9 protein-coding genes are annotated in these 13484 nt (G+C 55.4%); 1 reads left to right on the forward strand and 8 read right to left on the reverse strand.

What is annotated here, in order from left to right:
* Positions 1-60 precede the first annotated feature (60 nt).
* The 7 genes from J4P41_RS13885 to J4P41_RS13915 all read right to left on the reverse strand — a co-directional run bounded on the left by J4P41_RS13885 (position 61) and on the right by J4P41_RS13915 (position 11299).
* A complete protein-coding gene (locus J4P41_RS13885; RefSeq protein ID WP_426067605.1) occupies positions 61-345 on the reverse strand; it encodes a hypothetical protein in 285 nt (94 codons plus the stop codon).
* Between the two features lie 160 nt (positions 346-505).
* Complete coding sequence (locus tag J4P41_RS13890) at positions 506-1741, reverse strand: glycosyltransferase family 4 protein (RefSeq protein ID WP_426067606.1); 1236 nt, start codon at positions 1739-1741, stop codon at positions 506-508.
* A 118-nt stretch (positions 1742-1859) separates the two neighbouring features.
* Entirely contained in the window at positions 1860-2762 is a 903-nt protein-coding gene (locus tag J4P41_RS13895; protein WP_211568143.1) for a hypothetical protein, read from the reverse strand.
* 134 nt (positions 2763-2896) lie between these two features.
* Entirely contained in the window at positions 2897-5848 is a 2952-nt protein-coding gene (locus J4P41_RS13900) for a glycosyltransferase (protein WP_426067607.1), read from the reverse strand.
* A gap of 5 nt (positions 5849-5853) precedes the next feature.
* Positions 5854-7626 carry a tetratricopeptide repeat protein gene (locus J4P41_RS13905; RefSeq protein WP_426067608.1) on the reverse strand — a complete coding sequence of 591 codons (1773 nt, stop codon included), beginning with the start codon at positions 7624-7626 and terminating at the stop codon, positions 5854-5856.
* 61 nt (positions 7627-7687) lie between these two features.
* A complete protein-coding gene (locus tag J4P41_RS13910; protein WP_426067609.1) occupies positions 7688-9145 on the reverse strand; it encodes an HlyD family type I secretion periplasmic adaptor subunit in 1458 nt (485 codons plus the stop codon).
* Between the two features lie 3 nt (positions 9146-9148).
* Entirely contained in the window at positions 9149-11299 is a 2151-nt protein-coding gene (locus J4P41_RS13915; protein ID WP_426067629.1) for a peptidase domain-containing ABC transporter, read from the reverse strand.
* 411 nt (positions 11300-11710) lie between these two features.
* On the opposite strand from J4P41_RS13915, the gene J4P41_RS13920 reads away from it, so the two are divergent.
* On the forward strand, positions 11711-13165 hold the full coding sequence (locus tag J4P41_RS13920; protein WP_426067610.1) for a protein adenylyltransferase SelO: 1455 nt from the start codon (positions 11711-11713) through the stop codon (positions 13163-13165).
* A gap of 4 nt (positions 13166-13169) precedes the next feature.
* Here J4P41_RS13920 and J4P41_RS13925 read toward each other — a convergent pair whose 3' ends face one another.
* Positions 13170-13373, reverse strand: coding sequence for a hypothetical protein (locus J4P41_RS13925; RefSeq protein WP_426067611.1), 204 nt, complete (start codon positions 13371-13373; stop codon positions 13170-13172).
* Between the last annotated feature and the right edge of the window lie 111 nt (positions 13374-13484).

The following is a 13484-nucleotide window of genomic DNA, read 5'->3' on the forward strand; positions in this document are numbered from 1 at the left end:
CGGGCCAGCCGCTCTTCAACATCAAAGAAACCAGGCTGCTTCATCTGCCATCATCCCCAATCAACGCAGGAGAGATGGAATCACAGAGGAACCCTCAAATCCAGAAGGTTTTTCGAACCCTCCACCTCTTTGGCGCTGAACAATCCATGAAGCCGTCAGGGTCTGGAGGCTGCCCCATTCTGAGGCCAGCTCTCCAACGGCACGCTGCTTCAGCGTTTCAATACTCGCCTTCGCAAGGACTTCGATATCTTCGTCCGTCAAACGCCGTGGCGGTAAGGAAACCTCTTTCTTCACCACCCAGGACTGTACGATGTCACGCAAGCCAGGAAGTATTTCGAAAGACATTCGGACCGCTCCTGTCACATCCGCCTGCGCAGCGCAGATGTTTCTGTAACTCTCTATGGCAGGAAGGTTATCATACCTGCCAGTGTCATGGAACGTGACTTTATCCATGCCTCTGCCACAACTTCGCAGTCACGGCAGAAGGTATATTGACCACAAACCGTCAGAGCCTGTTCTGACTCACAACATCCCGGACCAAGGAATCATATCGTTGCAGATAATCCTGCAAGGACAGTTCGGCTTCTGCATATCCTCTGGCTCCCTGCCCCAGACGACGCGCCTGTTTGCGATCTTCAAGCAGTTCAAGAACGGTCTCAGCAATCCGATCCGGTTCAAGAAATGGCACCAGACGGCCCGTAACTCCATCTGTAATAAATTCACTGACCGGGGCCGTATCGCTGCCAATAATCGGGCATCCCGTCGCCATGGCTTCGCGCAGAGACCAGGAAGCCACGAAAGGATAAGTCAGGTACAGATGAGCATCTGATCTTTTGAGCAGATTACGGAAATCATCATAGGCAACCTTGCCGACGAAATGAATCCGACTGAGATCCAGCTTGCCTTCCAGTTCCTTGAGCATGATGTCTTTCCAGCTTCCGCGATCCAGAGGCGGCGCACCGTAACTGACCTGATCCCCTCCGACCAGAATGACCTGCGCGTCCTTTCGCTCATCCAGAATACGCGGCAAGGCGCGCATGACGCTATGAAAACCACGATAAGGTTCAAGGTTACGCGCAACATACGTCACAAGCGCATCACGCGGTGAAATCTTTACACCGTTGATCACGAGGTTCCGTCGACGCGCCTGAGCATCAGGCTGGCACAGCTCGAGATTTACGCCTTCCCGGAGCAGAGAGATCCTGTCCTGCGCCCAGCCAGGATAGGTAGATTTCTGAAACTGCGTTGGGGTCTGCCCATAACCATTTGGCAAGGAAAGCGCCTGAAGATTTATGGCATTTTTCACTCGTACAGCCGCCGCCAAATCCGGACTAGGAGGAAATTCCGGGTCGAACCCTACGTCATTCCGATCAGTATGATAGAAAAATTCAAAATATCCCAAAATGGGACAGCCAGGGAAAACATCCACAAGATTCAGCAGTTCACCCCAGCCATGATGACCGATGATGATATCCGGGACATAGCCAAGCCCCTTGAGCGTCTTGGCAGCCGTCGCAACGGCCTCTGCCCTCAGGAGCCCATATTCAAATTCACGCAGATGCGGGTGCGTGGCAGATGAGGGCAGACGCGGGACACGATAAACAGCGCGCCTGACCCCAGGAATCTCGCCTGCGTTTGCCTCAGAAATAAAGACAATTTCGTGCCCACCCTGCTCATGAAGATGACGCACGAAATGCAGAAACTGACCGGGAAAATTCTGATGGACAAAAAGATACCGCACACCAAGTCCCGGTCATTCAAAAAGGGCTGAAGGCAGAGTTGAAAAATAACGGCGCTTCAACTCTGATTTGATATTTGAAAGCTAGCTTTCCGTTCAGGCAACCAGCTTTCGTTCGTCGTCATTCTGCAGCGTCAGCCTTAGACTTCGCAGCGGCTTTTACAGACTTCGCACGAGGGCGTTTGGCGGCCGGTGCTTCAGCGCCTGCATTCGGGATGATTTCCAGAAGAAAAGCCTCAAGCGGAGCAAGGCTCTCTGCTTCCAGAGCATCTGTCCCATCAAGCGGGCCAAGGCGTGAGCCGTCCGTAAAGGTGGAGGAAAGACGGATATGATGCGTTTCTGCCGATGCCCCCTTCAGGCGAACCCGCAGACCAAGAATGGGAAGCGCCATACCGCGCGAACCACAATACTGGCCACCTTCAGACCAGGGAGAGAGCCACCCCTTCCCCAGGACAGCCTGATATTCGATATCGGAAGCCGGAATGCTGTTTTTCGGAGCGATGGCAAAACCTTCGATCCACGACTGGCTGCCCGGTGTTCCCATCCATTCACCGATCGGAGCCGCAACATCACCAACCCGCTGAACGTGGGCAGAAATTTCAGCCGCTTCGATGGGCAGAGGCGCTGCTTTCTGCGCAGGCTGCGCGACAGCGACCGAAGCCGGACTGACGGAGGTTGGACCTGCAAGCTGTGCGACCTGAAGCTTTGGCGCTTCGTGGGGGCTACCCGGCTCTTGATAGGTGGTTACCAGAACAGCTGCCGGCCCGCGGGTAATACGCACCAGAGCAGCGCCATTGGCACCACCAATCCAGCCATCTTCCTCGAATGTGCTAACGGTCACAATGCCCGGAGGCGTCCCGGGAGCACGGGAAATCCGAATACCCGGAAGCCCGGAAGGCCCAGGATCCTGCTGTCCCGCGGCATGAAAAATGCAGAAAATTCCCGCATCGAGAACCATCATGTGAGCGCCAGACTTGAGGTCAATCACCCGGTTCTGCGTTGGTGCTTCAGCCGTCTTTGACATTCCCTACTCCACTTGTTCCCGCATAACGGGAGGAAAAACTTTTCAAGCCCAGCGGCTATAGCAGCCAGTTCAAGACAGGCATTGTTTCCGGGTTATATTTACCCGTTCCAGTCGAAGCGTAAACCCCGTTCACTTCAACTTACCGGCCCCCAGCGACGCAAAATAAATCGAACAAGAAATTCAACAGGCATTCCTAGTGGAACAACTGCGCCCCGATCACTACAACGCACCCGCTCCGATTGCGCTCCAATGTCAAAGCACAAAACTTCGAGCCCGCTTTTCCACAATATTCCAAGGGCATAACACCAGGTTTCCGGTGCAACGGAAGGAATAAATCCAATATCGGCGCTCTGTTCCCGAATCAGATCCAGAACTTGGCCTTCCTGATATTCTCCTGTGACCTTAACTCCAGCGGTAATCAGTGATTCGTCATCGGGCGTATGTCCTACCAACACAAGCTCGACCGGAAGAGACATGACCCTGATGCACTGCGCCATGGCCAGAAGAACGTCATACCCCTTCCAGCGGCTCAGCCCTCCAACAACACAAATCCGCAAGGCACGACCCGAAATAATACCTTTCCGCCCTGAAATATTTGACAAAAGAACGACATCATCTTCCAGCGACACAGGCAGAAAATGAGTCTGTGGAAAATGCCGCGCCATTCTCTGCGCGGTATCACGAGACGGCACCATCACCGTATCAGCCTGCCTGAATTCGCGTTGAGAGCGGCTGATAAGATCCGGGACAGTCAGATCCTCTCCCAGATAACTACCCCACGTCGCAATACAGGCCTCACAGCCTGCCACATCCGGCTCACCACAATAGCGCCCATTTCCATCCAGAAGAGAAATACGAGGGCAAAACCAGATGTAGTCGTGAACAAACACATCGTAGGGAACACAAAGATCTTCATGAAGCGTTCGAATACAGGGGGCATGCCCTACGAGATGATGCCACTCAATGCGATGAATTTTCAGCCGTAACAGCGTGTCGACAAGAAGGGGGAGTTCCTCGGGCAGTGTGAAATTGAGGTTCGGAGCGAAGTTTCTCTCCCCCATTGGCCATTCAAGTTTACACCCCAGAGATGTTGGCCGAAGCGTCAGAGCCAAAAAACCCTGCTGCTCAAAAGATTGGGCACGCTCCAGCACGACACGCCCCACACCCCCACCTGCATCATGCTGAACCAACAGCATGGAAGAACGTCCTTGGCGTTGTTCGTCTATCCGGGCCATATCCAGTTGCCGCCGGAACTGCCTGAGGGGATCCCTCTCTATAAACGCTGCGACTTCTGCATCGTACCCGGGATGCAAGGCATTCAGGATTTCCAGATTCCGCCCCATCAGGGCCTTACGGCTGCTTCCGAATGACGTTGACCCTGTATGCGCCACATACACATCCGGTGCGGGAAAGTGACGATACCCCTGCGCAGAGGCCCGAAGACAGAAATCATTCTCCTCGCCATAGCCCTGAGCAAACAGGTCTTCTCTAAAAAAACCCGTCTCAGCCCGACATTCGGCGGTCATCGCCATGCAGAAACCATTTCCGGTTGGCAAATCGATACAAGCGTCTTCCTGTGAAAACAGAGCCTGGCACAGAACATCCAGTTTTCGTGTGCCTGCTCCATCAGGCACCGTATTTTCAGTGTCCACCGAAGGATAGGACAGGATGCTAGCGTCATTGGAAAAAGGCGTTACGGTTCCCACATCCGTAAAAGCCAACCGTGCCCGTAACCGCTCAATCCACCCTGAACACACAAGTGTATCACTATTCAGAAGAACAACGTCCCGCCCTGCCGCAAGGCGCATACCGTCATTCGCAGACGCCGGAAATCCCTGATTGGCCTCATGCCGGACAAGCGTAATTTTACCGTCCTGCGCCAGCATATCCAGAAAGCCTGCCAGCTTTGGCTCTGGCGTTGCATCATCCACAACAATGATTTCGATACCCGGCGGGACCGTTGCCAGCACACTGCGCAAACAGGCTTTGCTTCCCGCCAGATCACGATACACCGGAATAACAACAACACATCCGGAACTGTCTCTGGGCCTTCTCGGTCTATGAGGCCATGCTTCCACATGAACAGGGCGCAGACGTTCGGGCAGCCTGCCACGCTTAGAAACCAGTCGGCCGACCATGGGATCAATCGGCGCGCCCACAAGAGGCCGCCCGTGCTCATCCCTTAAAAGCAGCGCCCCACAATCGCCTTTCGGCAAACAGTTTTTCTCAAGACGAAAAGAACGCGGTCGCGACAAAGGGACATCACTGTCTACATCAACCGCAAACGCCGGAACTGACAGAGTGCGATCGTCCCATAACGTCACGGAGGGAACATGGTCTGGTTCTGCAGGGTACCAGAGCCATCCCTCAAGCCCCTTGCTCGTCGCACGCACAAGCGATTCACAGCGTATGAGCGCCGGCACATCAATCGGGCTTCCAAGTACATGCTGGCGGCCTGCCCGAACCTCAAGACGTGTGGCCTTCTGCCAACCGTCCGGGAGCCTGTAGCGTCCGCGAAGACCTCGTCCTGCTTCGACACCATCCAGCAGCACCCGGATGCTGCCAGTCGCTTCCACATCCACCCAGCTCCCATTGGACGCCGTACACCATCCTGGCTTCCCTGCACTTTTGGAGAGCTGGCTCGCCAGTTGCCTAAGTTCAGGCAGAATATGAAATTTCGATAATGCCGTTCCCAGCCTCGAAGAAGCCTGCGCCGTCTCATTCAATCGAACAAGACAGACAACGGACAGAAACGCTGCTTCCCGCAAACCATATGTCTGATAAAGTCGCTCCATCCGTTCCAGACAACTCTGAACGCGACCAATATTCAGAAACGCAATGGCCAGCGCCCAGATAACATTCGGGCTCTGACGCGCCATTCTTTCGGCACGCTCCAGCCAGAAAACACCGTCCTGCAGGCGTCCTGCCTGTATGGCCTCCTGTCCACGCTGGAAAGCGGCCTGTGCGCGGGCGTTCATCACGTCCCGCCATTCAGCCCGGTCTTCCGGGGTTACGACATGACCGTATCCTCCGAAGGCAGCTCTGGACGTTGTCCCCGTAAGATCAGGATTGCTATCGGACGTCACGCCGATCAATCGTCCTCGTCAGGCTGGGCCGCATCAAGATTGATGAGTTCGGCCTCGGCATCCGCAATCCCCTGGGCTTTCGCATGCTCCAGCCATTTCCGGCCTTCCTGCAGGTCCGTCACCCCTGCCAGACCGCGGATCAGATACCGCCCCAACATAAGTTGGGCCAGACCATTCCCAAGCTGGGCCGCCTTCATGAACCACTTCTGAGCTTCAATGCGATTTTCCGGAACATCATGTCCGCCGCCATACATGGCTGCGAGCGAGAACATCGCATCCACGTTTCCGCTTTCTGCGGCGGCACGATAAAGTTCCATCGCACGACCATGATCTTTGCGGCCATTGATCTGCCCCGTGACGAGAAGCTGCCCGACAGCAACCTGGGCCTCTCCCATTCCGGCCTCTGCGGCCTTTTCCATCCAGTGCATGGCCTGAGTTGGATCGGCCTGTACGCCCCGCCCCTCCAGCAGCATTTTACCGTACCAGAACTGGGCGTTCACAACGCCATCTGCGGCCTTCTGCATCCAGCGGGCTGCTTCCCGACTGTCGACCGTACCGCCGACACCCTGATCGAAGCACACACCAAGATTGAAAGCCCCCACTAAATCCCCACGTTCGGCAGCACGCTCGAAACGCTCTTGCAGGGCCTGTTTCTCATCATCCGTTGCAGAAGCTCCTGTCAGAATCAGATTGCCGAAATCGGCATCCGCATGGCGGTCTCCGGCTTCTGACGCTACCTGGAACCAATGAGTCGCCACATCCGGATCACGGTGAACACCATTTCCCGTCAGGTAAAGCAGCCCCAATGCTCGCGCTGCGCCACCGTGTTTCTGCTCTGCGGCCAGGCGATACCAGTTTGCCGCTTCCATCAAATTGGGGGGAAGCTCACCACCCTGCGCATAAAGATCCCCTAGCAGCGCGGCTGATTCCGCATCCCCGTTCAGGGCAGCCCGTCGCAGCCAGGTTTCGGCACGACCATAATGCTGCTCAATCCCGACGCCTTCCAGCAGGAAAAGACCATAACGGGCCTGTGCACCAACAATGTTCCGTTCGGCCGCCTGCTGGTAGTATCGAGCCGCAGCCCCCATGTCCCGCGGAACACCAGCACCGGCTTCGCTCATGCGCCCAAGAATATCGAAGGCTGTCCCCAGTCCACCCTTGGTCGCTTCTTTCAGATGATGAGCCGCGAGGGTTCTAGCATCATCTGTTTCGGCCTGATGGAGAATGGCCAACGCCAGACCAAGATGCCCCTGCGAACATCCCGCAGCAGCAGATCGTTCATACCAGGCTCGCGCTTGAACAGCATCCCGCAGATCCTCGGGACCATTGGTCAGGATGTAACCAAGAAGAGCCTGCGCATCAGAAAAACCCGCATTTGCGGCAACCTGCCCCCAATGGAACCCTTTATGAAAATCGGGCTGGCGAGCTCCTGACGGCGGACGCGCGGCCAAGTCAAAAGTCGCTGCCGCTTTGCGGATTTCAAAGCCTTCAGGGAACCCGATCGTATAAAGCGTTGCCAGAACAAAGGCGGCTTCAACATGGCCAGCCTCTGCCGCGCCCAACATCCAGTGCGCTCCTTCTTCCAGACTGGGCGGAACCCCGGCACCGTCAAGATAGGCACGTCCAACGCGAAAAGACGCTTCCGTATCACCTGCACTGGCAAGACGGCTGAGAAGAGCAAATCCCCGAACGAAATCGCCTGCTTCCATCAGACGAATGCCTTCTTCCACCTTCCCCTTTGAAGACAGAAGAGACGCAATGCGGCGCTTGAATGTCATGATTCCAATCCTGGTCCGATAGAAGTGGAAAACGCCCGGAATGTTCGGGCGTTTTCTAACCTTACGGCTCTCTCATACCGTCCGTCAGGGCCGGAGCAACACGTCCAAACAGGTACTTCAGGATCGTCCGCTGACCAACGTCAATATCCGCCGTTGCCGGCATACCGGGCGAGGGATGGAAGAAGGCCGGCTGTCCATGGAGTGTGTAGCGATCAATCTTCAACCGCACACGATAGTACACTGATCCGTCAGGTCCCCCTGCAACCGCGCTGTTATCTCCAGGATTACTGACATCAGATTTATCAAAGGAGTTTGCGCTGATAACATGAACCGTAGCTTCAGCGCCGCCATACTGATTGTACGGGAACGCTGCGAATTTCACGATCGCATGATCTCCGAGTTTCACGAAGGCCGCATCACTCGCCTTCATGACCGCTTCCATCTCAACACCGGCACCCGTCGGAATCAGTGTCATGAACTGACCGGCTGACTGTAGCACAGAGCCAATGGAGGCCTTGGCAATCGTCAGAACAACGCCGTCTTCCGGAGCCTTGAGCAAAATAAGGTCCTGACGGAGACGTGCCTTCTCGTATGAACTGCGATATTCGTCCAGATGGTGCTGGGTTTCCGTCAGGTTCGTGTAAACCTGCGCTTTCCAGTTCTCTATATAGCTGTCACGTTCGGCTTTCATGGCAGCTATCTTGCTTTCCGCAGAATTTGCACTCTGCTGAGCAGAAATTTCCGCACGCTCGGCTTCCATCATATCGTTCTGGGCAGCAAGCGTAGAGAGACGCGACCCGACCTGATCGGCCTGTTCATGCTGGCGCATTTTCAGAACTTCAGAAGCCACACGCATCTTGCTGGCATACATGGCCGCATTGGCCCGATATCCTTGCAGATCGCTTTCCAGACCAGCCAGCTGCTGCTCATAATTCTGGACCCGCGCACGATATTCACTCCGCCGCCGCAGGAAAGCAGCTCCCTGCTGAACGGATGCGGGATTGGACGTATCAGGCACATAGTCCTTGTCGTCAGCTTCCGCTTTCAGCCGGTCAAATTCAGCCTGATAAGCGTCACGCTGCTGGGCCATGTTCGTGATGTCAGCCTCTGTAATAGTCGGGTCCAGATGAGCAAGCACCTGTCCCTTCTGTACAAAGTCACCCACGTGCACGTCGATTGATCGAACAATCGATGTTTCCAGCGGCTGCACAACAATGGTGGGCTGCGTAGATGCCAGACGCCCTGTCGTGCTAACCACACGATTGATTGGGAAAAATGCCATTCCCGCCAGGCAGGCCAGAAACAGACATCCAATCAGCCAGATGACGTAACGTGCAGAAGCCGTGGCCGGCAGATTAACCAATCCCGCTGTTGGAGAATGGAATTCCAGCAGTGCAATCGGCATATCCTGCGGCGCGAACGGGTCCGTCGCAGCACGCGGCACATGACTGTTGAAGTTCTCACTGTCATTCTCTTCTGGAGCCTGGCCACTCTGCGAAATCATGTCGGAGGAGCTCATATCTTATTCTCCTTCGGTCAGTTGGCTGGATTCGCCAGAGTTGGCAGCAGAATTGAGATGTCGATTCTGCTGTAGCCACAACGTCCTGTAGATCTCACAGCGTTCCAGCAGAACATGATGCGGCGCTATATCCACCAGCTTACCCTGATCCATCACGGCAATCTGGTGACAATCCACCAGCGAAGACAGACGGTGAGAAACGATGACCATCGTTCTTCCTTTGCCGATCCGCTGAAGATTGGCATTCACCAGAGCTTCGGATTCAGGATCGAGAGCAGAAGTTGCCTCATCGAGGATCATCAATTTCGGATCACTGATGACGGCACGTGCAATAGCCAGACGCTGACGCTGACCACCGGAAATATTGGTCGATCCCTCTTCAATGAAGGTATCGTACCCGGCAGGCATCCGCTCGATGAATTCTTCAGCCCCGGCCAGTCTTGCCGCGCGAATGGCATCATCAATGGTCAACCCTGGACGTCCGGCCGTAATATTGTCTTTGACCGTACCACGGAACAGGAAGTTGTCCTGCAACACCACACCGAAAGAGCGTCGCAGATGGGTCAGATTAATTTCACGCAGATCAACCCCGTCCAAACGAAGATAGCCAGTGTAATTCCGGCTTACACCCTGAAGGAGGCGCGTAACCGTGGACTTACCAGAGCCAGACCGCCCCACCAGCCCCAGCATCGTCCCCGCTGGCACTTCAAAATTGACGTTGTTCAGGGCTTTCGTGGAGGAGCCCGGGTAAGAGAAGTTCACATCCCTGAAGGACAGAGCCCCCTTGATAACAGGCCGCATCCCGGTAGTGAGCGCTTTTGTCTCAGTTGGCTGGTTCAGCACTGCACCTGCTTCCCCAAGAGACACCGTCACTTCATTCACAGCCTCCATCAGCTTTGCCAACCCAACCAGTGGCTGGGCCACACGACCACCTAGCATCATGAAGCCCGCCAGCGCGCCAGCCTGCATGGTGCTGGCGTTCGTCAGCACCAGATACGCGCCTACGAGAATGACGCCGCGGCTGATGAAAGCATCGAAAGGCATCACGAGGGTCTGAGGCCAGTTGGACATGCGTCCAGCAGCCAGTTTCCACCGAACCACTTCCGCCGTCTTCTCATCCCACTCTTCGCGGCGTGTAGGCTCAAGCGCCAGTGTCTTGACGGTTCGAATACCAGCGACTGTCTCGTACAGGGTTGAACCACGGTTCATTTCCGCCCGAATTTGACGTCCCATGATACGCGTCAGAACGGGCAGGAAGATAACGACGATCAATCCGATACAGCCAGCCCCGGCAATCGTCAGCCAGGCTAGGGTCGGGCTGAGCAGGAAGAGAATTGGCAGCACCACGACAAGCGTGAACATGTCCAGAAGGGTAGTCATCAACTGTCCGGTCAGGAAGTCACGGACCTTGAAAACCGCCATGAAGCGGCCGAGGACTTCGCCTGTCTGTTCCCGCTCATAGAATTCGAGCGGCAGGGCAAGAAGCCGATTGAAGGCATGCAGCGAAATTCTGGCATCCAGTCGGGTCGACAGAATCAGAGAAAGTTCTCTTCGCGCATAGCTCAAGAGAATTTCATAAAACGTAAGTATGATAACAAAAGACGTCAGAGAAATCAGTGTCGCCATCGAGTGGTAGTTCACCACCCTGTCCAGAACCTGCATGACGATCAGTGCCGGAAAAACCTGCAGAACACTGAGTACCATGGAAGAAAAAGCAATATCCCGAAGAACGTGCTTCTCCCGCATGACCATCTTGGCAAACCAGAGCAGGTCAAAACGCGCATCCGCTTCAGATTCGTTGACGCGCCGCTTCACCAGAAGCACGTCTCCCGTCCAGACCTGGGAAAGACGCAGTTCGTCAACAGGAACAGGCGCATCCCCCTCCCCACCCATCGGGTCACGGAGCCAGACGATGCCCTTCTCCGCATTCGCCGAAACCATGAGGCCTGCGGAGCCGTCCTTGAACATGAGAACAACCGGGGGCGTATTCCGAAGCCGGATCAGGTAACGCCAGCGGAGACGCATTCCTTTGGCAACAACCCCCTGCGATGTCAGCCAGCGCGCCAGAGACGCAGGAGAGGGAGAGGCTTCACCCGGCTCGGCCGCAAAATCACGTATATCAAGCTCAACCCCATGAAAACGGGCAGCCGCCATGGTTGCATATAGTCGGATGACTGCCGGGCTTACATCCCTTCCGGGGCCAGACACGCGCTGGGTTTGCTCCACGAAATGTCCTCTATGCTGTGGTCCCGCACAGGCGGCATCAAAGGCAGAAACGCCCGTTCATAATTCATGAATAGAGAATACTGTCTTTTCCGTCACCTCCCCTTTCTTCCATCAGAAAAAATCTTTGCAAAAACAGAGTTTCAGCGAGAAAAAATTGATTCTTTCTCAAAGAAGAGCAGCTCATAACTTGTACCTGAAATGTCTTTTTTATGACAATAATGCCACTCAAACTCTGAGTTTCATCATAAAGCACGTCATAAAAAGACTGTGACTTCTTTCTTTATCCTTACAGGGGGCCCATGTGAGGGCATTCCAACATCAATCCAACAGAGGCGTTTCATGCAGCTTCTTCGCCAGTATGCCGCACTGCCGGAACGGTTCTCTACGCCTCTGAAAAGCCGCCCCTTCCGGGCACCCGGAATCATCGGACTCAACGCCCCCCTTGCTACCGCTCTCGGGCTGTCACCCGAATGGCTGAAAAGTCCGGCAGGGATCTCTCTTCTGTCTCACGGGTTGCGCCCGGACGGCCATTCTCCCGTCGCCATGGCTTACGCTGGACACCAGTTCGGGCATTTCGTTCCCTCCCTGGGGGATGGGCGAGCCATGCTGGTGGGGGAGATTCAGGATGCACAAGGAAAACTCTGGGATCTACATCTCAAAGGCTCCGGCCCTACCCCCTTCTCCCGCCGAGGAGACGGGCACGCAGCTCTGGGGCCGGTTCTGCGCGAATATATTGTCAGTGAAGCCATGGCCGCGCTTGGGATTCCAACGACACGCGCTCTGGCCGCCCTGACAACAGGCGAAGACGTTCTCCGGGAAACGCTCGTGCCCGGTGGCGTCATTGCACGCATTGCTTCCAGCCATGTCCGGGTTGGCACGTTTCAGTATTTCGCAGCACGCGGAGACCAGGCCTCGCTACGTGTTCTGACCGATCACGTGATTGGGCGCCTCTATCCGGACCTGGCAACCAGCATCAATCGTGCATTGGCTTTGCTGGAAGCTGTCGTGGAGCGCCAGGCAAGACTGATCGCTCGATGGATGCTCGTCGGTTTCATCCACGGTGTCATGAACACGGACAACATGTCCATCGCCGGAGAAACCATCGACTTCGGGCCCTGCGCCTTCCTTGACGCCTATGATCCAGGCAAGGTTTTCAGCTTCATTGACCAGAACGGACGTTATTCCTACGGCCAGCAGCCAGATATGGCGTTGTGGAATCTAGGGCGACTGGCAGAAGCCCTTCTACCGTCCATTGATCCAGACACCGACAGGGCCGTCACCATGGCAACAGCCGCCCTGACCCGTTTCGATCAGATATTTGGAGAGACCTATCTTTCAGGCTGGCGTCAAAAACTGGGGTTGATGACTGAACAGAAAGCCGACACCACGTTGATTTCCAGACTTCTCACACTGATGCATCGCGACGAAGCAGACTTGACGCTGACTTTCCGCCTGCTGTGCAACGCTGTCCGGACCGGCGATACATCAGATGTCCTGACCCTTTTCAACGACCAGACTGCCGCGACCGTATGGTTGCAGGATTGGCAACACCGATTAAAAAAGGAGAACGTCAGCGCTGAAGAACGCGCTCAGGCGATGAGGATAGTCAATCCACGGATCATTCCCCGCAATCATCAGATTGAGGCCGTCATTACAGCCGCTGTGGCAGGAAACTACGCGCCTTTCCATCGTCTGACAGAAGCTCTGTCGCATCCTTTCGACGATGCAGACGATGGGTTCGACCAACCACCCGCCCAGCATGAGCGGGTTCGAAACACGTTCTGCGGAACCTGACGGATCAGGCGCCCTGAAGGGTCAGTCGGCTGCTGTTGAACAAACGCCTGACCTGACAGTACAGCGCCAGAAGGTCAGGCATGCAGGCATTATGCAACGCCCGGACACTCTCGTGCGTGGCATAGAATCGCAGAGTGTTCATGCTGCTGTTCATGATGGCTGTGCCGAGAAACACACCGTTGACATGAATAACCTTGGAATTCAGCATCGATCCTGACCTTGATTGTCCTTCCAACCGCGAAAGAACGTCCTTTCTGCCGCCACCGACACAGGTCAGGGCGGTGCAATAACGGGGTTCATGCCAGATCGTTTCCCGTTA

It is taken from the genome of Gluconobacter sp. NFX36 (genome assembly GCF_049887835.1).
Lineage (GTDB): Bacteria > Pseudomonadota > Alphaproteobacteria > Acetobacterales > Acetobacteraceae > Gluconobacter > Gluconobacter japonicus_A.